Genomic DNA, 25,694 nt, shown 5'->3' with positions numbered 1-25,694 from the left:
TATACATCTCCTTCATTTCCATGCAAATGTTCCCCCTCATTTGCATATTTTAACTTCTAGTCCCTGTTCTTCGATCGCTTTTTTGTCTAATTTGGAAATTCCGGAATCCGTGAGCATGAGTTTAAACTCGCTCAGCCTGGCAAACTTACAGAAAGCTCTCTGCCCTATCTTTGAGCTGTCGCAGAGCATATAGACCTCACCGGCCGCTTCCATCATAGCCTGCTTAATCTCTTTCATCTCTTCGTTGCTCGTAGTCGCCCCGCCGAAAATAGACAGGGCATTGGGAGACAGAAATACTTTATTCACTGCAATGCTTTTTATAAAGTCAGTGCCGATAGCTCCCTGGGTCAGACGGAAGTTATTTCTTACCTTTCCTCCGACGATATAAAGTTCAATCCACGGATTTTCCTGAAGTTCCAACGCAATCTGAAGATCGTTGGTGATAACTTTGATGTTTTTTGCGTCTTTTAACAGCAGTGCAAGCTCCAATGTGGTGCTTCCGCTGTCCAAGATAACCGCGTCTCCCTCCTGCACATAAGCTCTGGCGATTCTGGCAATGGCTTTCTTTTCTTCTTCGTGCCCTCTTCTGAGTGATAAGAAGTCTTCTTTCTGCAGAACATCTTCTTTCAGCAGTGCGCCTCCGTGTGTACGGACAATTGATCCCTCTTCCTCCATTGCCCGCAGGTCTGCTCTCAGGGTTGCCCCTGTGACCTGGAACTCTTCAATGAGCTCCTTCACTTCCGCCCTCTTGTGCTTTTTTAAATATATTAGAATTTGTTCTCTTCTTTCCTCTGCAAACATCGGCACCTCACTATCTTGTATTATGCCCCAAAGTGCTCAAATAAGATCTTCTCTGCTTCTACATTCCATAATCCGTTATGTTTGTCACACGCATCTGCCAATTTTGCATACAGCGGATCTGTTTCTCCTAATTTTCTGAAATCGGCAATGGCAGTCAGAGGCATATCGAACTGCATATAAGTCAGTTTCTTTCCTCCCGGAATGTCCGGAAGATTCTTTGTTGTCTCGGCAACTGCATCGATTCCTCCGATATGCGTAATCATAACCGCCGGTTTAATCTCTTTGGAAGCAGCCTTGTTAATAGCTTCCTTCATATCCTCAATAGTTCCGCCGGTGCTTCCTAAAATCTTTGTTCTGGAGTAATGGCAGTCATACAGGTTCATATTAGCTGAAAACTTCGGATCAGTCGGCCCTGCAAACAGGTTCATGCATCCGTCATATGCTAAAAGCTTATTTCCCAGTTCTGCCACGCCTGTAATCGGTACATATACAAAGACATCATCATATCCATGCCCTTCTGTAATATCCATCAGTTCCTTTTCCTGATCTTCCATAGCCGCAGTATTTACATAGTGAAGCTCTACGCCTGCAGCCTTGGCATCTTCAATTGAGATCACCTGTTTTGCACGTTCCACGCGGTCATCGCTGATGTCTGTCACAACAACACGTTTCGGTTTATTTTCAAATGCCAGAGCGTAGCTTACAGCACCTAATCCCATAGGCCCGCATCCGCCTAAAATCAGGATATTTCCGCCTTCCTTTGTTCCCATTACATGCTCATAGTTTCCAGGAACTGTATGATAGTTTGTGTGATATCCGCTGATGACACAGCACATAGGCTCTGCTACAGAAGCATCAAAGTAGCTGTCTCCCTCAAATGTCCACACACAGCCTTTTTCAATAATGTCATTCGGGAAAATGCAGTAGGTTGCAGCACCGCCGCAGTACTGGTAAGAATATCCCGGAGATTCCATCTGCCCCGGAATTGCCGGCTGCTGGGCAAACTTCTGTCCCGGTTTGAACTGATCCTGCCACTTCTTTCCTACCTTAACGATATCGCCTGCAAACTCATGCCCTACCAATACCGGATGGTCAGCAACGTCATTCGGCACTCTTTTGTGGTTTGCTCCCTGCTTTACTGTCTTCCATGTTGACATACAAATACTGTCACTGATAACCTTCACTAAGATTTCATCATCTTTGATCTCCGGCAGTTCAAATTCTTCTAACCTGATGTCATCCACTCCGTACAATCTTACACCTTTTACCTGCATAATGCCCTCCTTGGAATTTTCATGTGTTTTCATTTATTTTTATTATGAAAATATCATACCACTTTTATTTTCATTTAGCAATACACTTTTAATAATTTTTAAATTTTTTCCATCTCCCGGCTAATACTCCTTTTAACGACAAAAAGAACTGTCCTTTTGTATTCGGACAGTTCTTTTATCTTTTGTTCTCTGTATCATCAGCTTCCGGAAGGTATGAGTGATGCAATCCTTCCTGCAAAATCATTGAAGTTCTGAGTCTGTAATATAATCTTTCCCGGTCCCGTGAGTTTGGTCAGGAACAGCCCCTCACCTCCAAAAAAGATATTTTTAACACCTTTAATCCGTTCGATCTCATAGCTTACGCCATCCTCAAAGGCCACCACATTCCCAGTATCCACAAGGATCGTCTCTCCAGGTGCAAGCACCTTGGTCACTGCGTCTCCATCCACCTCCAGAAATGCCATGCCGTTTCCCGAAAGTCTCTGCAGTATGAAGCCCTCACCTCCAAAGGCTCCTGCGGAAAGCTTCTTTGTAAAAATTGTCTCCAGATTTATACTGCGCTGTGCACACAAAAATGCTTTTTTCTGGCAGATCATTCCTCCGGTCCCCTGGAACTGAAGCGGGAGAATAGCTCCCGGTACCGTAGATGCAAATGCAATCTTAGCTCCGTCTTTTTCCGAAGTATAAGTAACCATGAAAAGGGATTCTCCGGCAAACTTTCTGCCGATGCCTTTCAGGAAACCGCCCTCCATCTTAGACTCTCCTTTGACCGCAGGATCCATCCATGCCATTGCCCCTGACTGGGTGAACATAGCTTCTCCGCGGTCAAGCTCCACTTCCACTGCCGGAACCGTAGTACCCAAAATTTCGTGCTTCATACCGCTTACCTCCTTTTAAATCATGCCTCCGTTTTTCAGTGATGCTTCGATAAACCCTTTAAACAGAGGATGTGCCTTGTTCGGTCTTGATTTAAACTCCGGATGCGCCTGTGTTGCCAGGAAAAATGGATGGGACGGAATCTCGATCATCTCCACAATACGGCCGTCCGGCGAACAGCCTGAGAGCATCATTCCGTTCTCCTGCAGTACATCCCGGTACTTGTTGTTGACCTCATAACGGTGGCGGTGGCGTTCAGAAATCTCCTTCGTTCCGTAAAGCTCTTCTGCCTTGGAGCCGTCAGCAAGTACACACGGATAGGAACCAAGCCTCAGTGTACCTCCGATATTCACCACCCCGTCCTGATCCGCCATAATATGGATCATCGGATGTTCTGTATTTTCATTAAATTCTTTGCTGTGCGCATCTGCATAACCAAGAACGTTCCGCGCAAACTCAACAATCGTAAGCTGCATACCCAGGCAAAGTCCGAGATACGGAATCTGGTGTTCCCGTGCATACTGTATAGAACAGATCATACCTTCTATACCGCGGTCTCCGAACCCTCCCGGAACGATAATTCCCTGGACACCGCCCAGCATCTCGTCCACATTGTAGGAGCTTACCCGCTCAGAATCCACCCAGCGGATGCTCACATCGGCAGAGTTAGCAACACCTGCATGTTCCAGTGATTCCACTACGCTGATATATGCATCGTGGAGAGAAACATACTTTCCAACCAGAGCCACTTCCACTTTGTGCTTTGGATGCTTCCAGTTGTCGATCATTTTACGCCACTCGGAAAGATCCGGTTCCGGACAGGAAAGGTGCAGGCATGCACATGCTTCATGAGCCAAATGCTCATTTTCCATCATCAGAGGTACTTCATATAACACTTCTGCATCCAGGTTCTGGATAACACGCTCTTTTTCCACGTTGCAGAACTGGGCAATCTTCCTCTTGATACCGTCATCCAGCGGATAGTCTGATCTGCACACGAGGATATCCGGCTGGATACCCATTCCCTGAAGATCCTTGACACTGGCCTGGGTCGGTTTTGTCTTTAACTCCCCTGAGCTCTTTAAATACGGAATCAGCGTTACATGAATCAGAATACAGTTTTCATGTCCCACTTCATGCTGAAACTGCCTGAGCGCCTCTAAAAACGGCTGGCTCTCAATGTCTCCCACTGTACCGCCGATCTCTATAATCGCTACTTCCTGCTCTGTCGCTTCTTCATTTCTATAAAAACGGCTTTTGATCTCATTGGTCACGTGAGGAATAACCTGCACTGTATTTCCGCCGTAGTCTCCGCGCCGTTCTTTCTGTAAAATATTCCAGTAAACCTTTCCTGTTGTCACGTTTGATTTTTTATTCAGGCCTTCATCTATAAATCGCTCATAATGCCCCAGGTCAAGATCAGTCTCCGCTCCGTCGTCTGTCACAAAAACTTCTCCGTGCTGAATCGGATTCATGGTTCCCGGGTCAATATTGATATATGGATCAAACTTCTGGCTGGTTACGTGATAACCTCTCGCTTTCAGTAATCGTCCCAGAGATGCTGCCGTAATTCCTTTTCCAAGGCCTGAAACAACACCGCCGGTGACAAATACGTATTTTACTGGCATGATTTTTCCTCCTAAGTTCTAATAATTACAAAATGTTATAATACCATATCTAAACAAAGCGGGCAAGCCCACTTTATCTCCTGCTCCTACACCTTGAGCAGCCTGGCATCTTTGTGCGCCAAATGCGGTTTGCAAAAAACTAATAATGTTTAAATAAATTTTTACTCAGATATAAATATTATACCACAAAAAGAAAGCACCCGGTACAGTATTCCTCTTCTCTTAATGAAAAATAAATAAGGAATCGTTGCTTTCTTAACTGACTGTTGGTTCTAAAGGTCTATTACTGGGGTATGATTGGCGAATGCCAAAGGAAATATAAAATAGATCTTACTGATTGAGGTTCAGAAAAGAGGCACTGTATCTGTGCTTTCTATGGCTATAATATAACATACATATTTTTACATGTCAACTTATTTATTACAAAACTCCGTGATAAACTTCCTACAGCTTTTGCTCACTTTGTTTCCTTCTTTTGTTTGGCTGGACAGGCCTTAGAACAGCCTTCACATCCGCAGCCGCATCCTGTCTCTCCACGGCGGATACGTGAAATAAATCTCCATAATACAAAAAGAACAATTCCCGCTGCTAAAATCAGAATAACTCCGTCTGTCAGACTCATAAGCCGCCTCCTTTTTGATAATTGCTATCATTTATTTACCATACCATGAGAAAAGTCATAAGTCAAATAGCTTTTTATTGGTTTTTACCTCATTTAAAAATATATCGAAACTTCCATTTCTCTTTTTTCTTAGCGAATACGGCGAAATCCTCTGCTGCCTAGTGAGCAGCAACACACTCATCAAGAATAAAGCAGCTTTCTTTATATAAAAATACCTCCCAAGCAGATTTTGGTTATTTACCTTATCTACTTAAGAGGTATTATATCATTATTTCTTATTTAGCTGAGCAGTTCTTTTGCTGCCGTTCCAAGCGTTGTCACAATAAAGTAACAGCTTGTAGCTCCCGCATCCAGAACTCCTCTGGAACGTTCTCCGAGACGGCTTGCACGTCCGATCTTAGCTACCAGGTCTTTGGTAGATTCCCATCCCTTTTTCGCTGCTTCGTTCATGGCATCCAGACAATCAGCAAAGTCCTTGCCTGCTTCCTTAGCTTCCACAAATGCTTCCTTTGCCGGAATTAATGTATCTAAGAGAGTCTTATCCCCAACCTTCGCCGGGCTGATCTCCTGGATCCCTTCCACAGCTCCGGTAATCATCTCTGCAAATACATCAGCATCAATATCCTCATGATCTTCACTTGCTGCAGAAAGTTCATCGAATAAAAGTCCGTACAACGGGCCCATAGATCCTCCGATATCCTCCAGCAGGGTCTCTCCAAGAGTACACAGACCTTCACTCATATTATAGGTCTGGCCTTTCAGCTTTTCCTCGCACATCGTAAAGCCTTTGTTCATATTAATGCCGTGGTCGCCGTCACCAATCTTCCCGTCGATCTCACTCAGGTAATCTCTCTGTTCCTGAATTGTCTTAATGAGCTTATCTACAATGACTCCTGCTTCCGCATTTTTAAAACTTGACATAATTTTCTCCTCACTTTAAACTCAGACTGCTTCCTACTGTTATTTATTGTAACACAGGAATAATACTTTTCAATTTGTTTTGGGTCCAGCGATGCTCCATTTTCTTGGAATACACCGGACTTACAACTGTTTCAAGCCAACAGAGTCGCAAGGCATGTCGATGCATTCTTTCAGTTCATCATCCAGCTTCATGACAGTGAGTGTCACACCCATCATTTCCAGGGAAGTGAAATAATTTCCCACATATGCTTTATGAACGCTGATTCCCTTTTCTGTGAGAACTTCCTCTACACGGTCATATACGATGTATTGTTCCATCACCGGTGTAGCACCTAAGCCTGAGAGGAGTACAACAACCTCGTCTCCCTCGGCAAACGGAAGGTCCGGAATGATAATATCCAGCATCTCATCAGCAATCTCACTTGCAGTTTTTAAAGGCTGTACATTGATTCCCGGTTCCCCGTGATGTCCGATTCCAACTTCCATCGTTCCGTCTTTGATCTCAAAGTTCGGATGTCCCACAGCAGGAATGGTGCAAGGTGCAGTTCCGATACCTACGGATCTGGTATTGTCAATGGCTTTCTGGGCAGCTGCTATAACACCGTCCAAATCAGCACCCATGGAAGCCTTTGCGCCTCCGATCTTCCACATAAGCACTTCACCGGCAACACCGCGGCGTTTTTCCAGTTCATCCTTCGGAGCGGAAGCACAGTCGTCGTTGGCAACTACGGTTTTTACTTCAATACCAAGCTTCTTTGCTTTTCTCATTGCCATTTTGACATTCATGTTGTCTCCGGCATAGTTTCCGTAAAGGCAGGCAACACCTTTTCCTGAATCAGCCTCTTTCATGGCATCCAGAAATGCCTTTGCAGTAGGTGATGAAAAAATCTCCCCAACAGCTACCGCATCACACATATTCTTTCCGATATATCCGATAAAGGCAGGCTTATGTCCGGAGCCTCCTCCGGTGACAATTCCTACTTTTCCTTCTACCGGTGCATCTTTATATTTCAGGACACGCGGATCTTCTGTCGGCGCCACAATATCTTTGTGGGTCTTCACAAATCCTTTCAGCATATCCTCAACAGCATAATCAGGATTGTTTACAATTCGATTCATCTGTTTTCCCTCCTATATCTCGGCCGCAATGGCTTTCAGATTTTTCAGCCCTTCAATGGCAAGTTCTTCTCCAGTATCAGCAAATTTTCTCCAGATCGCACAGTTTCCGGACAGTTCCTCAAAGCTTGGGTCAAAAGATTCGATAACCAAAGGTCCGTCATATCCGATTTCTTTCAGTGCGGTAAAGAATTCCTTGAACGGAACAAGTCCTGTTCCCGGGATGCCTCTGTCATTTTCATTGACATGGATATATCCGAGGTATTCTTTTCCGCAGGTCTTTACTGCGCCGGAAAAGCTCTTTTCTTCCCGGATCATATGGAAGCAGTCAAGATGAACTTTTACATTTCCTGTTCCCACATCCTTGCAGAAAGCAACTGCATCTTCCGCAATGTTTAAGAAGTGAGTTTCAAATCTGTTGACACATTCCACACAGATAGTAACATCTCCGGTTTCCTTCGCGTACTCGGCTACTTCCCTCATACACTCAACTCCCCAGTCCCACTCTGCTTCGGTCCTTGGCTTTTTCGTGAGATACCCCCATCCTGCATAGTTAACTCCGCCTAAGATCGGTGCTCCCAATTCGTTGCAGATGTCCACGCATTTTTTCATAGCCTTTACGCCTGCTGCCCGGATCTCCGGATCCGGAGAGATCGGATTGGTCTCTGGTGTCAGTGTCGTCGTGCAGACACAGTCGATCCCAACTCTTGCAAGTTCTGCTTTTACTTTTTCCACCGGAAAGGTAAACGGGTTGGAGATTGCAAAGTCAATAACCTCAAATCCCAGTTCTTTTGCCTTCGGGATAATCCAAAGATGTTCTTCCCCATAAGCTTCTGCCCAGATAAATGTATCTACTCCAAATTTAAAATACATAGAAAACCCTCCTTATATGTACTTGGTTTTATTTGCTGAACTGCTTTTCGTAATATGTGATCCTTTCTACTTTCTCTGTAGACGGTCCGTCTTTAAAGGTCAGTCCCATCCAGATATCCAGCAGATATAATGCCAGCTGAGGTGCGATGACTCTTGCTCCCATGCACATAACATTTCCGTCATTGCTCAGAATAGAGCGCTCTGTTGAGAACGGATCATGGCAGACTGCCGCACGGATCCCAGGCACCTTATTGGCTGTCATAGCCATGCCGATTCCTGTTCCGCATACAAGGATTCCCCTGTCACACTCTTTGCTTGTCACCTTTTCACATGTACGCACTGCTACATCCGGGTACAGTTCTACCTCACCAGGTCCCACACCATTGTCAACCACTTCATGTCCCGTCTCCTGCAGCCGCTTTTTGATAGCCTCTTTCAAGTCGTATGCTGCTTCGTCACATCCTAAAGAAATTTTCATTGCTCGCTCCTTTCTAACAGTCCGAGTATCTCATCCGGTCTGTCCACCACATAAGTTCCCCCATATGCTTCCAGTTCTTCTCTTCCCCTGAACCCCCAGGAAACGCCGACCGTATCAAGGCCTGCGTTCTTTCCTGTCAGCATATCTGTGTCGGAATCCCCGATATACAGCACTTCATCCTTTGAAAGCCCCATGAGCTTTAACAGCTCAAGTGCTCCTGCTGGATCCGGCTTCTTGGGAATTCCCTCTCTCTCCCCATACACATCCACAAACGGGATATGTGCAAAGAATTTTTGAATCAGTGCACTGGTATAATCCGATCTCTTGTTGGAATTTACTCCTACGGCAATGCCCTTTTCACAAAGCTTTGCCAGCAGTTCTAAAATCCCCTCATAGGGAACGGTTTTATCCATATACCTGCGGTTATAAACGTCTGCAAAGGCAGCAACCGCACTGTCGACGGTCTTTTCATCCCTGACCTCCTCCGGAAGACTTCTCTCCACCAGCTTTCGAAATCCGTTTCCCACTTTCCGCTTATAGTCCTCCGGACTGTGCGGCGGATATCCCAGACTCTCCATCACCTCATTGACGCTGTCTGTCAGATCTTCAATCGTATCAAGCAGTGTTCCGTCCAAGTCAAATATAATGCCTTTGTATCGTCTCATCGTTTATCCCCTTTCTTGCCAAAAAGATTCTTCACGGCATGCCGCAAAGAATCTTTTTAAGGCAGATCACCATGTGTTGTTCTTTTCATTATACAACAATCAGCCGGGGAATTCAGCCAGCCTTTTGATATTAGAGAAAAACTATCGCAGAACTGGTGATATTTTTATTATAATTCTGTTACTGCGAATACAACCTTCACTGGTTTTGCTTCAAAGTTAACCAGCTGATACTTGGTTCCAGCAGGAAGGAAGAAGGTATCTTCCGGTTCCATAACGAAACTTTCCTGTGCATCTACCAGGTTTACAGTTACAGGTCCGTCAACACAGTAGAGTGCTCCGTCTCCTGCATGGGTATCAGGATCTGAACATCTTGGTCCGTATCCTCCTGCCGGAAGGATCATTTCGCCGAAGTGTCCGTAATCGTTGCTTGTGATAAATCTCATCAGCATCGGATGAGTTGTTCCGTGTACGTTGTTTAACTTTTCAAAGTCACGTACTGCGTATACAGCTCCTGTCTTTCTTGCTTCTGTAGGATCTACCGGCCAGCATCCGATATCATCGGTGCATCCCTGACGGGAGATATCCTGGATCTTATCTCTCATATCCGGAAGATTATCGTTGTTCGGTCCTTTGTAGAATTTTGTCTCTTCCTCTGTCGGAATAACAGCCGGAGGAATGGACTCGCTCCATGCTTTCGGAGTGATGAAGTAAAGGATCCTTGCTTTCTGGTCAGAGAAGTTATGGCAGCAGTGCCAAGCACCTTCCGGCATAAACAGTCCCTCTCCTGTCTCCAGATAAGCAAACTGTCCGTTTCCGCTTCTCTGAACAACCGGTCCGTTTAAGATGTAGTAAGACTCATCTCCAGGATGGATATCAAGCGGTGCGAAAACTCCTCCAGGTCCTAATTCATAAATACCTAACATGAAGGTATCTGTTGTAATCATTGTAAAAGTGTTGTCTGATGTAAACGCATTATCCGGCGGATATAAAGCTGTTGAATAATCCTGTTTGCGGATTAACATCGGTTTCTTTTTGTCTGGTTCAAATGGGAATTTACCCATGATATCAAATAACTTTGCCATTTTATTTCTCCTGTTTTGTTTTAATTTTATTTACTCTGCTGCTAATTCTTCTTCGGTTTTCGTTTTAGAAACGAGTACGATCAGTGCAGCTGAGACAGCTCCTGCCACAATTAAGCAGATAAAGAATGGAATCACCTTATTCATTGCAAATACTACGAAAACTCCGCCGTGAGGTGCACGGATTGTAATTCCCCATAAGTAAGACATTACAGAACCAACTGCTGAACCAACCATAAAGCATGGGATGTATTTTAAGTTCTTTGCGGCATATGGGATTGCAAACTCTGTAATCATACATAATGCCCCTGCAAAACATCCTGCGATTCCTGTTCTGTCTTCCTTTGTGAATTTCTTAGGTGCAACTAACATAGCAAATGCCATTGCAAGAGGCGGTGCACAGCAAGCTACAAAGTTTGCTGCCATCGGTGCATAGTTTCCTGTTTCCATACATGCCAGGGCAAATGCGTAAGCAACTTTGTTACATGGACCTCCCATGTCAAATGCCAGCATGCATCCCTGTACAATTCCTAAAAGTACCAGGTTTCCTGTTCCAAGGTTGTTTAACATTGTTGTCAGTGCTGATGTTAATGCTCCTAAAGGTCCTCCGATCACATAGTGCATCAGTAAACAAATACCCGCACATCCGATAACCGGGATAATCAAAGTTGGAAGCAGCGATCTTACAGCGTTAGGAAGCGGGATCTTTTTTAACCAGTTTACAAGATACCCTGCGATAATACCTGCGATCAGTGCTCCGATAAATCCTGAAGAATATCCCATTCCCCAAGGGTCAGTTGCCAGCCAGCCACCGAACATACCAACACAGATTCCTGGTTTGTCAGCAATTGAGAATGCTACATATGCACCTAAAATCGGCACCATGAATGTTCCCAGACCAATTTTACCAATCCAGAAAATGGTTGAGGCAAAATTTCTTCCCGGCTCTACTGTATTGGGGATATCATATCCTCCCAGCAGGAACCCTAAAGCTACTAAAATACCTCCTGCCACTACAAATGGCAGCATATATGAAACACCGGTTAAAAACGCTTCCTTAATATCATCTACTACGTCTCTCATTTTTCATCCATCCCTTCATATTTTAATTCTCTCTTCTACTCTTCTGCTTCACTAAAAATAATACTTGGGTCTTTGATCACTGCATGTGGTTTTGTCTGAAAAATCTTGTCTTTGTAAGGTGTAAAACGTTCTGCCTTTGTAATTCCTACATCGTTGGCAAATACGATCAAGTCAGCCTCCTTGATGTCCCTGTCTCTCAGCTTGTCTTCGATTCCAAGCGCTCCCTGTTTTTCAACCTTGCACTTGTAACCTTTCTGCTTGCAGATTTTCTGAATCGCCTCTGCTGCCATGTAGGTGTGTGCGATTCCCGTCGCACAGGATGTCACTGCAACAACTTTCATGATACATTCCTCCTTTTCTAGAGCTCCTTGATCCCTTTGATCAAGTCATCATAACTTTCAGCCTTTTCTAATAATGCCAAAAACTCGTCGTGAGCCAGAAATCCTGCCAAAGTTGCCAGCACTCTCAAATGGTAATCATTCTCTTGATTTTCAGAAATCGCCAGCACAAAGATGTATCTTACCTCGCCTGACTCTCCGCCAGACTCGTAAATGAACGGCTCCCTGCATCTGCAGAATCCGATTCCGGGCTTTAAAACTTCCTTACATTTCCCGTGAGGGATAGCAATCAGATTGCCCATATAAGTTGGTCCCAAGGTCTCCCGAAATTCCAGAGCCTTTTTGAATGCCCCGGCGTCTGAAACGAGCCCTGCCGTTTCAAACTGCCTGGTCATTACATTAAACATGTCATCTTTGTCCTTAAACGGTTCCCGGTCAAGGATTACCATTTCATCGAGCAGCACTTCGGATAAATCCACACTGTTCATGAAATGTATTCCCTCCCTTTTGCGGAATCCTATTTTCCGTTCTTAAACGCTTTGATTACGTCTTTTGCATATCCTTTCATGAATTCATAAGCTTCTTCCTGTAATTCATGGTATGCAATCTTTCCGTCTGTCTCTGCAACACGGTCAGCTACAAACTTTGTTGCTGCTTTTGCCATGTAAGAATAATAATTTACTTTAGAGCATCCTGCAGTAATCGCTTCCTGAACCTGAGAGAATTCTACTCCTGAAGCTCCGTGCATTACAACGCGGCATGTGTCAGGGATTGCTGCGCGGAGTTCTTTTACTCTGTCAATATCCAGTACCGGCGGCTCTGCATAAATTCCGTGCATTGTTCCGAAGCATACAGCCAATGCGTCACAGCCTGTTTCCTCAGCAAACGCTTTTGCTTCTTCCGGCTCTGTAAAGAATTCTTTGATATCTTCATTTGTCAGCACACGGCTTTCTGCATCCTCTTCTCCATGAGTATCTTCTGCTGTAGAAGCCATAACTCCCAGCTCAGCCTCTACAGTAATTCCTGCCGGATGAGCAATCTTTACGAATTCTTTTACTCTCTTTAAGTTTTCTTCGTAAGGAAGAGCACTGCAGTCATACATGATAGACGGGAATCCGACTTTTAATGCTCTTAATACGAAATCATAGTCACTGCCGTGGTCTAAGTGCACACAAACCGGAACAGAAGCTTCTTTTGCGTATTTTAACATTTCAGGTCCGATTCTCTCGATCGGGATCACTGGATCATGTACCTGAGCGTGGTCGATAATGATCGGTGTGTTTAATTCTTCTGCCGCACCGATGACTGCACGGATGGTTTCCACGTTCGGAGTGTTGATACATGGAATTGCATACTGCTCCTTCTCTGCGATCTCTAAAATTTCTTTCATGTTTACTAACATAGTACTTCCTCCTTTAAATTAGCGGCCTTACGGCCATTGTTACCCTGCTTCACTCATTAAAATCTCATAGAATTCTTTGGGCCCTTCCGCATCCAGAAGATGTCCGATTAACTCCTTATTACCGATCATCCCGTAAAAATACTGGAAAAACCTTAGAATCTCTTCCGAAGTTTCAAAGTCAATGGCGATCAAAAACAGCAGCCGTACTTTTTCATTGGGTGTCCATGAAATCGGATACTTAAGCCTGATCACCGCAACCCCGCTTGTTTTTACATAGTCTTTGTAAATATGCGGCATTACGATGCCCCTCCCTACGGTGGACGGCCTCTTTAATTCCCGTTTCCACACCTCCTGGCTGAATCCTTTTTCTATGAATCCCTGTTCATATAAAAGATCGCTTGCAAGCTGAATCACTTCCTGCTTTTCCATAACGTTTACATCCGTAAGGATCAAAGATTCCCTAAATGTCTTCTTTGTCGTTTCCAATGCATGCGTCATTTTCTGGTCATGATCCAATTCATCAAGACTTACGGCAATTTTATTAGTGTCTGCCTGATCGATATGCTTTGTAACTTCGATTGTATTTTCTCTCGGCTCCTTTAGGGGAACCGTAGAAATCACTAACTGATCTTTCATTGTTTCCGGGTGAAAGTCCCGTATATGAATACTGTCTGTAATCTCCAGCCCCTCAACTGCATTTTCAATCTTAACCTTCTGATACCTTGCAGTGTGGGCGTCTGTGGCAGTGAGCAGCACCGCCTGATGTCCCTCTCTGCTGTCCATCATAGCATTGTGGATCAGCAGTGCGATCCATGCAATCTCGTCCTGGGTCAGTATCACAGAAAGTTTTCCTTCAATGTCAAAAATATAAGTCATACACGCTGCATATACATCCTGCAGCTGATGCTGCACATCTCTGTGCAGGTCATCCCATTCCACCAACTTGTAATCCCGTTTTATCGTGATCTTTTCCAAAAATGAACTGATGTCACTGATTAGAATCTCATCTTTTAATACATTTTCCTTCTTCATCACAGCCAGCACAATGGACAGGTAATCCATGGTAATGTCTTCAAACTTTTTATCCCCTGGTCTTTTTCCATGTCCGCAGGTCTTGGCAACCATCAGCTTGGCCGCCAGAAACTGATATTCAAACGCCATATCTCCGTCCTGAGGAACAATTTCATCTAATATCAATCGTGCCGCATCGAGAAATGAAGTATCTAACTTGGTCATCTTTCGGCTGCCCGCGTTTTGGAGGATTTTCCCTTCCCCGATGCGGTTGATTGTCAATAATAAATATTCCGTCAGCCGGCAGAAAGAGATATCTACAAAAATCAAATTTAAAAACTCTTCCGCCTTCTGGAGACTGTCCTGCACCTTCATAATATGTTCTTCCGGATAATGGTCGGTAAAAAAGGTGTAGGCCCGTTTGCTGATGCGGTAGTCCAGACTTTGAGGCAGCTTTTCAATATAAGCATGCTTCCAGTATTTCTTATTTACGGAATCTACAATTGCCTGCCTTAAATCAAACTCATCACCTTTAATCTGAATCCCCTGATTTCTCACCTTCGTCAGCTTTAAATTAAACTCGCTTAAGTAGTCCTCTATGTTCTTCAGATCTTTTTGGATAATGTTCCTGCTCACACACAACTCCTCTGAGAAAAGCTGGATTGTGTATTTTGCCGGGTAAAAAAACAATGTATCTAATATGTAATTCTTTCGGTAGTAAAACGATTCCGGATCTTTGTTGGCATATTCGTTAAGGTCATCCAGGATCATCTCCCTTTGTTCTTCCGTGGCAACCAAACACAGTCCTTTGCGCGGTGCGGTCAATAGCTTTGCTTCATACTTTTCTATCTCCCTGCTGATGTCGCTTAAAGAGTGTTTGATGCTGCTGACAGAAATTCCTGTCATTTCGGAAAGTTCATCAGTGGTGAAAAAACCATACGTATCAATCATTCTACGTATTACTTTTTCCTGTAGATTATTCATCTTGTAGGCCTCCTTCAATGAATAAAAACCGATGAAGTTAAGCAAGCATCTTGCTTATGTATTAATCATAATCTTCTTCACCGGTTTTGTATATATCTCATAAAATCAGTTTTTGCACTTAGATCAGTACAATTAGTATAAATTTTAAAATTAATTGTCTTGATTCTCTATTTTACTATGTGAAGGCCTTTCTGAACATGGAAAAAAAGCCCTGGAATCATAGGTTTAGGATAGGGGGTAATGATTCCATGGGCTTTTTTTCTATAGCCGGTATGATAAAAATCTGCCGGTATTTATCTTACAATCCGTCGTACGGATACGACTTTCCTGTAATTCGCTTTTGGTGAGATCTTGATTCCTGTCTTTCTGGAACTTGCGTGTACGATTTTTCCGCCTCCGATATAGATGGCTACGTGCCCGCTGTAACAGATCAGATCTCCTGGCTGTTTGTTTTTATAGGATACCTTTTTCCCCGCCCTTCTCTGAGATGAGGAAGTTCTTGGAATGCTGTATCCGAAAGAACGGTAAACTGCTCTTGTAAATCCTGAACAGTCTGCTCCTGTATTTAAATTTGTTCCTCCCCAGCGGTATGGATTTCCTACGAACCTCTGGGCAAAACTTGCTACTGTCTTTCCTTTTGACTTTTTACTGCCTCTGAGTTTGGGTGCCTTTGTACTGATCTTGACACGCTTCTTAGGGACAAATCCGGTCTTTCCTTTATAGGAAATCTTTCTCCAGCTGCCGCTTGTATAGTATACGGTAACCTTCTTTCCCTTCTTGATTCTGGCTAATGTCTTTGATCTGTTTGATTTACTTCGTTTTAAGCTTGTAGTTGCACCTTTAATATATCCAGTATATCCCGAGGCCGCCTTCACTTCTTTTTCCGGAAGCGATCCTGCTGCCGTACCTGCTGTTATTAAACATGCAACTGCAAAAATTGCTGTCTTTTTTGCGATTGCTTTCATTATTCCCTCACTGAATCTCCTGCGATTTATTACACAATTATTACATTTCGTTTACATTTATGAATTATAGCATGACGTAATAATATTGTAAAGACTTTTGTAATATTTTCGTAATATTTATTCACATTTTATTAACAAGCTTGTACAGCCCCCTATACCGAACGCTTATTTGATAATTCCTGGAATTTCTTATATAATAGGAAATAACAGATAATAGACTTTCAGAAAGAGAAAAGGATTACTATGGGACAATTTGTATTGAGCTGCTGTTCAACAGCAGATATGAAAAAAGAGTATTTTGAACGCCGGAACATTCCTTACGTATGTTTCCATGTAACACTGGACGGAAAGGAATATATGGATGATCTGGGCCAGAGCATTCCATTTGAAGATTTCTACAAAAAAATACAGGACGGTGCTTTAGCAAACACCGCCCAGGTAAACGTGGAAGAATACATAGAATTTTTTGAACCGTTTTTAAAAGAAGGGATGGATATCCTGCATATCAGCTTGTCTTCCGGCATTTCCGGAACCTTTAATTCCGCCAACATTGCAAAAGACGAACTGATGGAGAAATACCCTGACCGCAAAATCCTCCTCGTGGATTCTCTCGGTGCTTCATCCGGTTACGGGCTTCTTGTAGATCTGGCCGCAGATCTGAGGGACCAGGGAAAAACTATTGATGATGTCTATCAGTGGACAGTTTCAAACCGGCTGAACATCCATCACTGGTTCTTTTCCACAGATCTGACATCATACATCCGCGGCGGAAGAATCTCCAAGACATCCGGCTTTATCGGCACGATGCTTGGCATCTGTCCTCTGCTGAACATGGATAATGAAGGCCATTTGATTCCGCGGGCCAAGATCCGGACCAAAAAGAGAGCCATCAAAGAAATCGTCAAAAAAATGGAGGAGCATGCAAAAGGCGGCAAAGAATACAGCGGAAAGTGCTTTCTTTCCAATTCTGCCTGCTATGAAGATGCCCGGCAAGTGGCAGATTTAATAGAAGCTTCCTTTCCGAAATTAAACGGCAAAGTGGTAATCAACAGTGTGGGAACTGTCATCGGTGCACACACCGGACCTGGCACTGTTGCTCTGTTCTTTGAAGGCGATGAACGCACTGTGTAACCTTTCTTCCCTGAGACTCCGGATTCAGCTGGAGACTCAGGGATTTTTGTAACTTGCAGAAAACATGTCCAAATCACCATTCAAGTATAATTCAAGTTTTATTTTATTCATAAGGATTTCTTTCATCAAACATCAAGAGGCTGGCATACCGGACAGAAATAAACGGTTCCTCCAAGGTAGGTCGCTTTTATAATTTCCCCTCCGCACTTTGGGCAGCCTTTTTTGTATGTATTTTTAGATAACTTCGTCTTATAACCCCCGGAATTTCCCCATATATCTTTTTCTGTATCCCTGCCTCCCAGACGCACCATCTCAGAAAGTACTTCCTTTATACTTGCAAAGATTCTCTCTTTCTCACGTTCCGGCAGCGTTCCGATCTTTCTTTTTGGATGTATCCCTGCCTCAAATAATATATCCTGCAGCACACCATTTCCAAGACCCGGGATTCTCTGTTTTGTGGCAAGAAGAGCTTTGACACTGGAATTAGGTTTTACAGAGTCAAAAAGTTCTCGAAAGAACGGATAATTAAATTCAGTTGAAAGAGGTGATATCCCTTTTCTGCTGATTTCATAATATTCATTGTCATAATTCCCGTCAAAGCAGGAAATTGCGCCGTACATAGCCACTGTAAATATCAAGACATATCCGTCTGTAAAATCAATCCTCAGCTGGTACTTTTCCGGCACTTGATCATCTGTACGAAAGATTCTGGGGTTTACTCCGTCATTTATACAGAGCCTTATCCCTCCGTCAAATTTAATCTCCGCAAAGATTCCAAAACCTTCAGTGCCCATGACTGCTTTTCCCTTCAGCATCTTATTATATAGTGCCGCATCCCCGTTAAACCAGCAGAACTTATGGGGCGATGACGGCGGATACACCTTCAACGCTTTCTTCCCTGAAAGTATCTTCCCCAATTCATCTGCCCTCGCCAAAGCTTCCGGTAATTCAATCATCTCCCATTCTCCCTTCTCTGATTATATATATCCTCATCTTATCATACAGCCTGGAAATGTTACAGCACGAAAAACAGCCATTCCATTATTTTCCTTTCGATTTTATCTGGTTCTTATGGGATAATATTTCAGTCACATTTTGTAGAAGGAGGGAGAGAAATGGATTATGGATATGTCAGAGTATCATCTAAAGACCAAAATGTGGGACGGCAGCTTGCAGAGATGAAAAAGCTGAAAATCCCCAAAGAATGCATTTATGTGGACCGGCAGTCGGGAAAAGATTTTAACCGTCCCCAGTATAAGAAACTGCTCAGAAAGCTCAAGCCGGAGGACACTCTTTTTGTGACGTCCATTGACCGTCTGGGCAGAAATTATGAAGAGATCATTGAGCAGTGGCGCACCATTACAAAACAGAAAAAAGCAGATATTGTTGTCACCGATCTTCCGCTGCTGGATACCAGAGGAAAACATTCCATGGACCTGACCGGTGTCTTCATCTCTGATCTGGTACTGCAGATTCTTTCTTATGTGGCACAGACAGAGAGGGAACATATCAAGAAGAGGCAGGCAGAAGGAATTGCCGTGGCCAAAGCAAGAGGGGTGAATTTCGGACGTCCTCCGAAGAAAATCCCAAAAGAGTTCGAGCATATCTATGCTCTTTGGAAAGAAGAAAAAATAAGCGGCCGTGAATCTGCCAAACAGCTCGGAACCACCCACAATACATTTTTTAAATGGGTCCGTCTGGCAGAAGAAGGCCGCCTGTGATCTAAGAAAATGTGGTAAAAAAAGTAGACTTTTTTACCCACTAGTTTTTTATGGCATATAGACACTTCCACTAAAAACACATTTTGGGAAATCCCGTGATTCTGCTGAATTTACTATTTCAGCTTCTTTATATAAAATACTATCATTAACGACGAAAAAAGTCTACATTTCTGCCCATTTCTAGCTTGGTAATGTATGGAAGGTCGGGATGGATGAAAAACTTCAAATCTGCAGAGGCGTTTTGCCGTTTTCTCTGGCACAATTATCTTATAAAAAACAATAAAGAAGGAATGGACGAATTTTTGGACAGCTGCATGACAGAAATTGGCACAGGACTGGGACAGTACTGCCAAAACTCAGAAGAATTTCTCAGCTGTCCGGAGTATCCTTCTGAATCCGGGTATGTAATTGAGAAAGAATGGTATGAGATGTCTGTTCTGGGAGAGAATCTTTTTCTTGTTTCAGGTGAGATCAAACTGAGCCTTCGTTCCATCAGTACAAGTCTCCCCGCCCGCCATCTGCGCTTCAGTATGATTACGGAACTTAGAGAAGGCTCATGGAAACTTCTTCATCTTCACCAGTCCGTACCGGATTTCCGTCAAAAGGACAAAAAAAATATCTACTATTCTCAGTTTGATTATTTGACAGACCTTATGAGCCGGCGCTGCATGGAAGAAAACATCAGCCGGCTGATGCTGCAGAAGGCCGCAGGCATCTTGATCACTATGGACATTGATAATTTTAAAACCTATAACGACAAATACGGTCATCCCTTCGGCGACCAGATTCTGATCTCCATTGCCAAAAGCCTCCTGAAAACCTTTCCGAAGGAGATCAATGGAAGGATCGGCGGGGATGAATTTGTCACATATATCCCCTGTTCATCCATACATAAAAATAAACTGTCAGAGTCTCTGGAGCAGTTTTTTCAAAATTGGACTGAATATCAAAAAAAATTTAAGCTCCAAAATCACATCTACGTATCTGTTGGCATCGGCTTTTATCCGGAACACGGAAATGATTTTCATTCCCTCTGGTCCAATGCCGACAGGGCACTTTATTTTGCAAAAAGGAAAGGAAAGAACCACATCTGTTATTGTTCAGAGTTACCCGGTATAGAAGAACATGGGCGTACATAAGGAGGTTCAAAGAACATTCCTATATAAAAAAAGCTTTCGGGATCTTCTAAAAAAGAAGGTCCCGAAAGCTTTTTATTAAAGGTTTGCGCCGTAATCCATTACAATACACTGGCCTGTAATTGGTGCAGCCTCATCACTGGCCAAAAACAGAACGGAATTTGCTATATCCTCTGCAGAACATGCCGGACTCCGCAGATCTGAGTGGGCCGCCATGGCTCCCATCATATCCGGGTCCATGGTCTCCATGGTCTGTCCTGCTGTCATTGGAGTTTTAATCATTCCGGGGCAAAGAGCGTTGCACCGGATGCCGTCCTTTGCACAGCGCATAGCCGTATGCTTTGTAATCCCCAGAACAGCCGCTTTTGACGCCACATAGGCAGCCCCTCCGCCTCCATTTACTCCTGCGATACTTGCCACATTCACAATGGATCCGCTCTTGTTTTTCAGCATAACTTCAAGAGCTGCACGGATAAAATACATGGTTCCTTTTGTATTGATATCTACAATCCTGTCAATTTCACTGTCTGCCACTCTGTCAATAGGAAGCAGGCCTTCATCCAGCACTCCGGCATTATTCACAAGAATATCCAAAGTTCCGAAATGCTCTATGGCTGCATCCGTCACCTTTTTACCGTCCTCGGGATCGGATATGTCTCCCTGCAGGGCCAGAACTGTACCGCCGTCTGCCTTAATATCTGCTGCTACAGCCTCAAGCTTTTCCTTTCTTCTGGCAGTAATAATGACCTTAGCTCCTTCTTTTGCGAACCGTTTAGCTGTCTGTTCGCCGACTCCGGAATTCCCTCCGGTGATGATTGCTACTTTCCCTTCCAGTCTGCCCATAATGCTCCTCCTTATCTGCGCAGTGCCTTCTCCTGAAACTTGTCCTTCTGCACGATGAAGCGCTCATGCTCCCCCTCTCCGATCTGTCCTGCCTCATCAAATGCTTTTATTGTAAATACAAGCCTTCTTCCGTCTGCCTGTATGAGTTCACTCTCACAACGGATCTTCCTGCCGATAGGGGTGGCTGCCTGATGTTTTACATTCATCTGTGTGCCGACAGTACCAAATCCCTCATCCAAATAAGGTTCTATGCTGGCCCATGCAGTCTTCTCCATCAGCGCGATCATGGACGGAGTTGAAAATACGTCCAGCATACCGTCTCCCACATTCTGTGCAGAATGTTCTGTCTCTGCAGTCATTTCCTGACTGCCTTTGATTCCTGCTGTCAATTCCATGTCAAAACCTCCCTGTATAACTGATATGTTTATCTATATTCATTATACACCTTTTTTTCAGCATCGGCTATTTTCACTTAGGAACATTTTAATGCCGTGAAAGGTCTGTTTGCTCAATACATGTTCACACCGGCAGGCGTCCTCCTCCGCCACATGCTCCGGCACCCCTGCCGTGTGCATAAAAAATGATGTCAGAGTCTTGTGCCTCTCATAAATGGCCTCTGCCTTTTCCAAACCTTCGGATGTAAGAGAGATATATCCCTTTCCATCCACAGTGATATATCCCCCCTGCTTTAAAATTCCTACAGCACGGCTTACACTGGCCTTGCTGTAATTTAACTTTCTGGCAATATCAATGGAACGCACCTGCCCTATTTCTTGCTTTAACATCAAAATTGCTTCGAGATAATTTTCTCTTGATTCCAGCATCCTGATACTCCCCCTTAACTGTTACTCCTCTTATTTTAAAAAGTCTTCAATAATCACTGCTTCCGCCTCTTCCTCTGTCATTCCAAAGGTACGCAGCTTTACAAGCTGGTCGCTGTTGATCCGTCCAATGGCTGCCTCATGAACAATCTGGGCATCCAGGTGGTTGGCATTGATCTCTGGTATGGAACTGATCTTTGCCTCATCCATTATAATAGAATCACACTGTACATGGGCATGGCACAATGCATTTCCGATCGCTTTCGGATGGAAAATCTGAGTGGAACTTCCTTTAGCAACAGATCTGGATATGATCTGTGCGGAACTCTCCGTGCCGTTTAACAGAATATCCATATTGGAAACTGCCTGCTGATTCCCGTGGGTCATAAGCTTTTCAAGCACATAGAGCTTAGAGCCTGCCCCCATCTCCACATGAGTCTCCCGTATGGTAGAATCAACTCCCTTGATCTGGGTAGTATCCAGAGTAAAAACAGAGTCTTCCTCCACATAAATCTTAGTCACGGGATTGAGCACCCTGCCTCCGGTTCCATTTCCTTCTCCATAATGCCGTTCTTCATAACGTACATTCGCATGGCTTCCCACATGAAATGCATGAATTCCGTCATGCCTGCTCTCCAGGTCTCCGTCATTGTGAATACCGCATCCAGCGACAATCACCACATCTGCCCCGTCTTCAATATAAAAATCATTGTATACCACATCTGTAATGCCGGAAGCGGACACAACCACCGGAATATGCACAGACTCCCCCTTTGTCTGCCCGCTGATAAAAATATCAATTCCCGGCTTGTCTTCTTTTCTTACGATCCGTATGTTCTCACTGTCTCCATGACACACAGCCTGCCCGTTCTGCCTTAAGTTATAGGCTCCCTTCTGTACGAATCCCTGACCGTCAATCGCCTCAAGCACTCCTGCTGTTATCTGATCTAATTCCATGTCCGTTCCTCCCTATTCATGCATGCAGGCACACTGCTCTTCTGACTCTTCCGCCATAAGATGCGGATATACTTCTTCCTTTGGCCCGATCTCCTGTACCTGACCGTCACGGATAATCATGATACGGTCTGCCATACGGATAATCCTCTCCTGATGTGAGATCAATATCAGGCTGGCTTTATTTTCTTTGTGAATCTTTTCAAATTCCTTGATCAGCATGGCAAAACTCCACAGGTCAATCCCTGCCTCAGGCTCGTCAAAAATACAGATCTTATGGTCTTTTGCAAATACTGTGGCAATCTCAATCCTTTTCATTTCACCGCCTGACAATGTGGCATCCACTTCCCTGTCTTTGTATTCCATTCCGCACAGTCCCACACTGCTCAGCAGTTCACAGCACCGCTCATCCGGCAGTGTCTCTCCGGCAGCAAGGGAAAGCAGCCTGGACGCAGTCAGCCCCTTGAATCTGGGCGGCTGCTGGAATGCAAATCCTATTCCCGCATCAGCCCTCTGATCTATAGAATACTCTGTAATATCTTCCCCGTCCAAAGAGATACTTCCGGAACTGGCCTTTTCAATTCCCATGAGAATTTTGGCTATTGTGGACTTCCCTCCGCCGTTGGGCCCGGTAATGACCAGCATCTCCCCATCGTTGACGGAGAAATTGACATCTTTAAGTATCTGGGTATCCGCGCCATTTTCTGTGATATGATAAGATAAATGTTCTACGTTTAACATGACTGCCGCCTCTCTTCTTGTCTTTTGAATTTTATATATTTATATAACCGCATTTCGAGCCCTTTTTCAAGCTAATTTGTCCATGTTTTGGAAAAGATTCAGATATTTTTTCTAAAAGTCTGCCGCCAGAATCTGTGCCTGCGTTGCCGCCTGTTTCATGATAGAGTCCACATCATTTCCTATAATATCAAGCCCTTCTGCTGTCAATGTATCTGTCTTTGGTATTCCCAACATGCGAAAGACCGATGTAAGGAACTTTTCGGCATGATCATCTTTTTTGTTTTCTCCCTCAGAATAAATGCCGCCCCTTGTTGAAAAAAACACGGCTCTGTCGGCTTTACAGTATCCTTCTGCTCTCCCGTCCGCTCTGTAGCCAAAGGTAAATCCTGTAACACATATCTGTTCCAGGTAAGCGTGTACAGCCGCCGGAAAGGTCCCTTCCCAAAACGGGGCTGCCAGAACGATGATGTCTGCCTTTTTAAATTCCCTTGCCTGATCAAAAACCGGATCCTCCCATTCAGCAGAAGCTGCCAGCCGGTCTCTCTTTTTTAAGGCTGCCAGGTCCAAAGGAAGGCTAAGACCGCTCACCTCTGATATTTCATATTTTTCTTTCAGACAGTCGAGGAACTTTCTTGCCAGCACCAAAGTCCTGGATTCCTCTTCCCTGATACATCCGTTGATAAATAATAATGATTTCATACTCTCCTCCTATATGTTTAGATACAACAAGACTGTGTTTGCATCTCATATGCTTTGTGCGCATCCTGGCCCGGGGCTTTTTTATTACACAGGGAGGTTCAGAGAACTTTCCCATGTAACAAAAAAATGTGCAGGATCTCTCTTGCACATTTTTGATCATCTATTCTGTTACGATTCTCCGTACAGCAACTACTTTTCTGTAATTGGCTCTTGGAGAAATCTTGATTCCTGTTTTTCTTGTGCTGGCATGGACAATTTTGCCGTTCCCTATGTACATGGCTACATGACCGCTGTAACAGATTAAATCGCCCGGCTGCTTGTCTTTGTACGCAACCTTTCTTCCTGCTCTCCTGAGATCAGAAGATGTTCTCGGAAGCTTATATCCAAATGAGCGGTAGACTCCGCCGACAAAACCGGAACAGTCAGCCCCGCTGTTTAAGTTTGTTCCTCCCCATACATATGGGTTTCCGACAAAACGCTGTGCAAAAGCTGCCACTGTCTGGCCTTTTTGCTCTTCACTCCCGCTTAATTCAGGAGCGTTTGTATTAATATAAACATATTTCTTTAGGACAAATCCTGTCTTGCCTTTGTATGTAACCTTTCTCCACTTCCCGCTTGTGTAATGTACCTGCACAGGTTCTCCTTTAGAGATTTTGCGGATAATCTTGGACTTTTTGGATTTAGACTTTCTAAGTTTCACCCATGATTTCCAGATCCGGCCGCTGTATGTATTCTGCGCCGCGTTTACTTCTTTCTTTGGAATTGCCAATCCCGATGTTACTATCATAGAAAAAATCAGCAGACATACCACTGTCTTTTTTATTATTGACTTCATAAAGATGTTACCTTCCTACTTCAATATTTTATATTAATTTTATGATTATTACGGTATTGTTACATTTCATTCACAGTTATGAATTATACCACAACAATTCTGTAAAGTAAACCTTTCACCTTACAAAATATGCAGATTTCCGTCATTTTTTCTTTTCACCACTAAAAGAATTTCCTTATCACCACAATACGATCCTTGCGGAGCGTTTTTTATTTCATAGGATGCACTTTTCTATGAAATGAAAAAATCCCTGCAGATTAAAAATCTGCAGGGATTCATTTTACGTGGGCGAGAAGATTCGAACTCCCGGCCTTCTGGTCCGTAGCCAGACGCTCTATCCAGCTGAGCTACGCCCACATATTGAAGCTGTCTTACCCGACAACAATAGCAATTTTACCTCATCCGTCACGGCTTGTCAACCCCAATTTTCATTAAATTTCTAAATTTTTGCCTGAAATATTTATAATATACTTCCAGTAAGATGCAGGAAGAAAGTTTTATGCCTCAAAAACCCACTCTCAGAGACTATAGAGGAGTCGCTCTGCTGGAGAAAGGCAGCCATAAAAGAGAAGGTACCTATTGTTTTAGGGGTATCCTTCTCCAGCAGACATTACGTCCATTTTGACCAGTTCGGAGGCCTTGCATTCGAAGGGATGTTAGTTTTTCTTCTTTCAGCAAAGACTCGCAGGCGGTGTGC

At 43.9% G+C, this 25,694-nt stretch carries 28 protein-coding genes and 1 tRNA gene; 3 read left to right on the top strand and 26 right to left on the bottom strand.

The window, feature by feature from the left end; translation table 11 throughout:
- Positions 1-36 precede the first annotated feature (36 nt).
- The 17 genes from KH180_RS09360 to KH180_RS09280 form a co-directional block, all read right to left on the bottom strand.
- On the bottom strand, positions 37-801 hold the full coding sequence (locus KH180_RS09360; RefSeq protein ID WP_290759598.1) for a DeoR/GlpR family DNA-binding transcription regulator: 765 nt from the start codon (positions 799-801) through the stop codon (positions 37-39).
- Positions 802-821: 20 nt separating this feature from the next.
- Complete coding sequence (locus KH180_RS09355) at positions 822-2,075, bottom strand: zinc-binding dehydrogenase (protein WP_290759596.1); 1,254 nt, start codon at positions 2,073-2,075, stop codon at positions 822-824.
- A gap of 197 nt (positions 2,076-2,272) precedes the next feature.
- Positions 2,273-2,953 (bottom strand): TIGR00266 family protein, encoded by a 681-nt coding sequence (locus KH180_RS09350; RefSeq protein ID WP_290759595.1) that lies wholly within the window; start codon positions 2,951-2,953, stop codon positions 2,273-2,275.
- A 15-nt stretch (positions 2,954-2,968) separates the two neighbouring features.
- Positions 2,969-4,579, bottom strand: coding sequence for a CTP synthase (locus tag KH180_RS09345; protein WP_290759593.1), 1,611 nt, complete (start codon positions 4,577-4,579; stop codon positions 2,969-2,971).
- Positions 4,580-5,036: 457 nt separating this feature from the next.
- Positions 5,037-5,201 carry a FeoB-associated Cys-rich membrane protein gene (locus tag KH180_RS09340; protein ID WP_290759591.1) on the bottom strand — a complete coding sequence of 55 codons (165 nt, stop codon included), beginning with the start codon at positions 5,199-5,201 and terminating at the stop codon, positions 5,037-5,039.
- A 279-nt stretch (positions 5,202-5,480) separates the two neighbouring features.
- On the bottom strand, positions 5,481-6,122 hold the full coding sequence (dhaL, locus tag KH180_RS09335; RefSeq protein WP_290759589.1) for a dihydroxyacetone kinase subunit DhaL: 642 nt from the start codon (positions 6,120-6,122) through the stop codon (positions 5,481-5,483).
- Positions 6,123-6,242: 120 nt separating this feature from the next.
- The gene (locus KH180_RS09330) at positions 6,243-7,241 is read right to left on the bottom strand and encodes a dihydroxyacetone kinase subunit DhaK (RefSeq protein ID WP_290759587.1); all 999 of its coding nucleotides are present in this window, start codon (positions 7,239-7,241) and stop codon (positions 6,243-6,245) included.
- 12 nt (positions 7,242-7,253) lie between these two features.
- Positions 7,254-8,111 carry a sugar phosphate isomerase/epimerase family protein gene (locus tag KH180_RS09325; protein ID WP_290759585.1) on the bottom strand — a complete coding sequence of 286 codons (858 nt, stop codon included), beginning with the start codon at positions 8,109-8,111 and terminating at the stop codon, positions 7,254-7,256.
- Positions 8,112-8,139: 28 nt separating this feature from the next.
- Complete coding sequence (rpiB, locus tag KH180_RS09320; RefSeq protein WP_290759583.1) at positions 8,140-8,589, bottom strand: ribose 5-phosphate isomerase B; 450 nt, start codon at positions 8,587-8,589, stop codon at positions 8,140-8,142.
- Positions 8,586-9,254, bottom strand: a complete 669-nt coding sequence (locus tag KH180_RS09315) for an HAD family hydrolase (protein ID WP_290759581.1) — start codon at positions 9,252-9,254, stop codon at positions 8,586-8,588. The genes rpiB and KH180_RS09315 overlap by 4 nt, the downstream gene beginning before the upstream one ends.
- Positions 9,255-9,421: 167 nt before the next feature.
- The gene (locus tag KH180_RS09310) at positions 9,422-10,336 is read right to left on the bottom strand and encodes a cupin domain-containing protein (protein ID WP_290759579.1); all 915 of its coding nucleotides are present in this window, start codon (positions 10,334-10,336) and stop codon (positions 9,422-9,424) included.
- Between the two features lie 30 nt (positions 10,337-10,366).
- Complete coding sequence (locus KH180_RS09305) at positions 10,367-11,416, bottom strand: PTS fructose transporter subunit IIC (protein WP_290759577.1); 1,050 nt, start codon at positions 11,414-11,416, stop codon at positions 10,367-10,369.
- A gap of 35 nt (positions 11,417-11,451) precedes the next feature.
- On the bottom strand, positions 11,452-11,757 hold the full coding sequence (locus tag KH180_RS09300; protein WP_290759575.1) for a PTS fructose transporter subunit IIB: 306 nt from the start codon (positions 11,755-11,757) through the stop codon (positions 11,452-11,454).
- A gap of 17 nt (positions 11,758-11,774) precedes the next feature.
- Positions 11,775-12,242: a PTS sugar transporter subunit IIA gene (locus tag KH180_RS09295; protein WP_290759573.1), complete on the bottom strand. Its 468-nt coding sequence runs from the start codon at positions 12,240-12,242 to the stop codon at positions 11,775-11,777.
- A gap of 29 nt (positions 12,243-12,271) precedes the next feature.
- Positions 12,272-13,156 (bottom strand): class II fructose-bisphosphate aldolase, encoded by an 885-nt coding sequence (locus KH180_RS09290; RefSeq protein WP_290759571.1) that lies wholly within the window; start codon positions 13,154-13,156, stop codon positions 12,272-12,274.
- 39 nt (positions 13,157-13,195) lie between these two features.
- Positions 13,196-15,151 (bottom strand): BglG family transcription antiterminator, encoded by a 1,956-nt coding sequence (locus KH180_RS09285; protein WP_290759569.1) that lies wholly within the window; start codon positions 15,149-15,151, stop codon positions 13,196-13,198.
- A gap of 293 nt (positions 15,152-15,444) precedes the next feature.
- Positions 15,445-16,116, bottom strand: coding sequence for a C40 family peptidase (locus KH180_RS09280; RefSeq protein ID WP_290759567.1), 672 nt, complete (start codon positions 16,114-16,116; stop codon positions 15,445-15,447).
- 243 nt (positions 16,117-16,359) lie between these two features.
- Between KH180_RS09280 and KH180_RS09275 the strand changes: the two genes are divergently transcribed.
- Positions 16,360-17,247 (top strand): DegV family protein, encoded by an 888-nt coding sequence (locus KH180_RS09275; RefSeq protein ID WP_290759565.1) that lies wholly within the window; start codon positions 16,360-16,362, stop codon positions 17,245-17,247.
- A gap of 125 nt (positions 17,248-17,372) precedes the next feature.
- Here the strand turns inward: KH180_RS09275 and KH180_RS09270 are convergent, their stop codons facing one another.
- The gene (locus KH180_RS09270; RefSeq protein WP_290759563.1) at positions 17,373-18,203 is read right to left on the bottom strand and encodes an endonuclease VIII; all 831 of its coding nucleotides are present in this window, start codon (positions 18,201-18,203) and stop codon (positions 17,373-17,375) included.
- Positions 18,204-18,362: 159 nt separating this feature from the next.
- On the opposite strand from KH180_RS09270, the gene KH180_RS09265 reads away from it, so the two are divergent.
- Positions 18,363-18,968 carry a recombinase family protein gene (locus KH180_RS09265; RefSeq protein ID WP_290759561.1) on the top strand — a complete coding sequence of 202 codons (606 nt, stop codon included), beginning with the start codon at positions 18,363-18,365 and terminating at the stop codon, positions 18,966-18,968.
- A gap of 212 nt (positions 18,969-19,180) precedes the next feature.
- Positions 19,181-20,107: a GGDEF domain-containing protein gene (locus tag KH180_RS09260; RefSeq protein WP_290759559.1), complete on the top strand. Its 927-nt coding sequence runs from the start codon at positions 19,181-19,183 to the stop codon at positions 20,105-20,107.
- Between the two features lie 75 nt (positions 20,108-20,182).
- Here the strand turns inward: KH180_RS09260 and KH180_RS09255 are convergent, their stop codons facing one another.
- The 8 genes from KH180_RS09255 to KH180_RS09220 all read right to left on the bottom strand — a co-directional run bounded on the left by KH180_RS09255 (position 20,183) and on the right by KH180_RS09220 (position 25,354).
- Entirely contained in the window at positions 20,183-20,947 is a 765-nt protein-coding gene (locus KH180_RS09255) for an SDR family NAD(P)-dependent oxidoreductase (RefSeq protein ID WP_290759557.1), read from the bottom strand.
- A gap of 11 nt (positions 20,948-20,958) precedes the next feature.
- The gene (locus KH180_RS09250; RefSeq protein WP_290759555.1) at positions 20,959-21,342 is read right to left on the bottom strand and encodes a thioesterase family protein; all 384 of its coding nucleotides are present in this window, start codon (positions 21,340-21,342) and stop codon (positions 20,959-20,961) included.
- A gap of 57 nt (positions 21,343-21,399) precedes the next feature.
- The gene (locus KH180_RS09245; RefSeq protein ID WP_290759553.1) at positions 21,400-21,771 is read right to left on the bottom strand and encodes a metal-dependent transcriptional regulator; all 372 of its coding nucleotides are present in this window, start codon (positions 21,769-21,771) and stop codon (positions 21,400-21,402) included.
- A gap of 30 nt (positions 21,772-21,801) precedes the next feature.
- Positions 21,802-22,725 (bottom strand): SufB/SufD family protein, encoded by a 924-nt coding sequence (locus KH180_RS09240; RefSeq protein ID WP_290759551.1) that lies wholly within the window; start codon positions 22,723-22,725, stop codon positions 21,802-21,804.
- 12 nt (positions 22,726-22,737) lie between these two features.
- A complete protein-coding gene (locus KH180_RS09235) occupies positions 22,738-23,463 on the bottom strand; it encodes an ABC transporter ATP-binding protein (RefSeq protein ID WP_290759549.1) in 726 nt (241 codons plus the stop codon).
- A gap of 111 nt (positions 23,464-23,574) precedes the next feature.
- Positions 23,575-24,162, bottom strand: a complete 588-nt coding sequence (locus tag KH180_RS09230) for an NAD(P)H-dependent oxidoreductase (RefSeq protein WP_290759547.1) — start codon at positions 24,160-24,162, stop codon at positions 23,575-23,577.
- A gap of 160 nt (positions 24,163-24,322) precedes the next feature.
- Positions 24,323-24,997 carry a C40 family peptidase gene (locus KH180_RS09225; protein ID WP_290759545.1) on the bottom strand — a complete coding sequence of 225 codons (675 nt, stop codon included), beginning with the start codon at positions 24,995-24,997 and terminating at the stop codon, positions 24,323-24,325.
- Between the two features lie 283 nt (positions 24,998-25,280).
- Positions 25,281-25,354: transfer RNA gene (locus KH180_RS09220), tRNA-Arg, on the bottom strand.
- Positions 25,355-25,694: the final 340 nt, after the last annotated feature.

It is taken from the genome of Anaerostipes sp. (genome assembly GCF_018381315.1).
GTDB lineage: Bacteria > Bacillota > Clostridia > Lachnospirales > Lachnospiraceae > Anaerostipes.
The sequence above is the reverse complement of the archived record's forward strand: the minus strand, read 5'-3'. Positions and strand labels throughout refer to the sequence as shown.

Excerpts from the sequence above, each read along its gene's own strand:
- KH180_RS09275 (WP_290759565.1), top strand. The coding sequence starts at position 16,360 with ATGGGACAATTTGTATTGAGCTGCTGTTCAACAGCAGATATGAAAAAA.
- dhaL (WP_290759589.1), bottom strand. The coding sequence starts at position 6,122 with ATGTCAAGTTTTAAAAATGCGGAAGCAGGAGTCATTGTAGATAAGCTC.
- KH180_RS09360 (WP_290759598.1), bottom strand. The coding sequence starts at position 801 with ATGTTTGCAGAGGAAAGAAGAGAACAAATTCTAATATATTTAAAAAAG.
- KH180_RS09290 (WP_290759571.1), bottom strand. The coding sequence starts at position 13,156 with ATGTTAGTAAACATGAAAGAAATTTTAGAGATCGCAGAGAAGGAGCAG.
- KH180_RS09270 (WP_290759563.1), bottom strand. The coding sequence starts at position 18,203 with ATGATTGAATTACCGGAAGCTTTGGCGAGGGCAGATGAATTGGGGAAG.
- KH180_RS09350 (WP_290759595.1), bottom strand. The coding sequence starts at position 2,953 with ATGAAGCACGAAATTTTGGGTACTACGGTTCCGGCAGTGGAAGTGGAG.
- KH180_RS09245 (WP_290759553.1), bottom strand. The coding sequence starts at position 21,771 with ATGCTGGAATCAAGAGAAAATTATCTCGAAGCAATTTTGATGTTAAAG.
- rpiB (WP_290759583.1), bottom strand. The coding sequence starts at position 8,589 with ATGAAAATTTCTTTAGGATGTGACGAAGCAGCATACGACTTGAAAGAG.
- KH180_RS09260 (WP_290759559.1), top strand. The coding sequence starts at position 19,181 with ATGAAAAACTTCAAATCTGCAGAGGCGTTTTGCCGTTTTCTCTGGCAC.
- KH180_RS09310 (WP_290759579.1), bottom strand. The coding sequence starts at position 10,336 with ATGGCAAAGTTATTTGATATCATGGGTAAATTCCCATTTGAACCAGAC.
- KH180_RS09325 (WP_290759585.1), bottom strand. The coding sequence starts at position 8,111 with ATGTATTTTAAATTTGGAGTAGATACATTTATCTGGGCAGAAGCTTAT.
- KH180_RS09280 (WP_290759567.1), bottom strand. The coding sequence starts at position 16,116 with ATGAAAGCAATCGCAAAAAAGACAGCAATTTTTGCAGTTGCATGTTTA.
- KH180_RS09250 (WP_290759555.1), bottom strand. The coding sequence starts at position 21,342 with ATGGAATTGACAGCAGGAATCAAAGGCAGTCAGGAAATGACTGCAGAG.
- KH180_RS09225 (WP_290759545.1), bottom strand. The coding sequence starts at position 24,997 with ATGAAGTCAATAATAAAAAAGACAGTGGTATGTCTGCTGATTTTTTCT.
- KH180_RS09300 (WP_290759575.1), bottom strand. The coding sequence starts at position 11,757 with ATGAAAGTTGTTGCAGTGACATCCTGTGCGACGGGAATCGCACACACC.
- KH180_RS09340 (WP_290759591.1), bottom strand. The coding sequence starts at position 5,201 with ATGAGTCTGACAGACGGAGTTATTCTGATTTTAGCAGCGGGAATTGTT.
- KH180_RS09240 (WP_290759551.1), bottom strand. The coding sequence starts at position 22,725 with ATGGAATTAGATCAGATAACAGCAGGAGTGCTTGAGGCGATTGACGGT.
- KH180_RS09255 (WP_290759557.1), bottom strand. The coding sequence starts at position 20,947 with ATGGGCAGACTGGAAGGGAAAGTAGCAATCATCACCGGAGGGAATTCC.
- KH180_RS09295 (WP_290759573.1), bottom strand. The coding sequence starts at position 12,242 with ATGAACAGTGTGGATTTATCCGAAGTGCTGCTCGATGAAATGGTAATC.
- KH180_RS09330 (WP_290759587.1), bottom strand. The coding sequence starts at position 7,241 with ATGAATCGAATTGTAAACAATCCTGATTATGCTGTTGAGGATATGCTG.
- KH180_RS09305 (WP_290759577.1), bottom strand. The coding sequence starts at position 11,416 with ATGAGAGACGTAGTAGATGATATTAAGGAAGCGTTTTTAACCGGTGTT.
- KH180_RS09315 (WP_290759581.1), bottom strand. The coding sequence starts at position 9,254 with ATGAGACGATACAAAGGCATTATATTTGACTTGGACGGAACACTGCTT.
- KH180_RS09285 (WP_290759569.1), bottom strand. The coding sequence starts at position 15,151 with ATGAATAATCTACAGGAAAAAGTAATACGTAGAATGATTGATACGTAT.
- KH180_RS09345 (WP_290759593.1), bottom strand. The coding sequence starts at position 4,579 with ATGCCAGTAAAATACGTATTTGTCACCGGCGGTGTTGTTTCAGGCCTT.
- KH180_RS09230 (WP_290759547.1), bottom strand. The coding sequence starts at position 24,162 with ATGAAATCATTATTATTTATCAACGGATGTATCAGGGAAGAGGAATCC.
- KH180_RS09235 (WP_290759549.1), bottom strand. The coding sequence starts at position 23,463 with ATGTTAAACGTAGAACATTTATCTTATCATATCACAGAAAATGGCGCG.
- KH180_RS09265 (WP_290759561.1), top strand. The coding sequence starts at position 18,363 with ATGGATTATGGATATGTCAGAGTATCATCTAAAGACCAAAATGTGGGA.
- KH180_RS09355 (WP_290759596.1), bottom strand. The coding sequence starts at position 2,075 with ATGCAGGTAAAAGGTGTAAGATTGTACGGAGTGGATGACATCAGGTTA.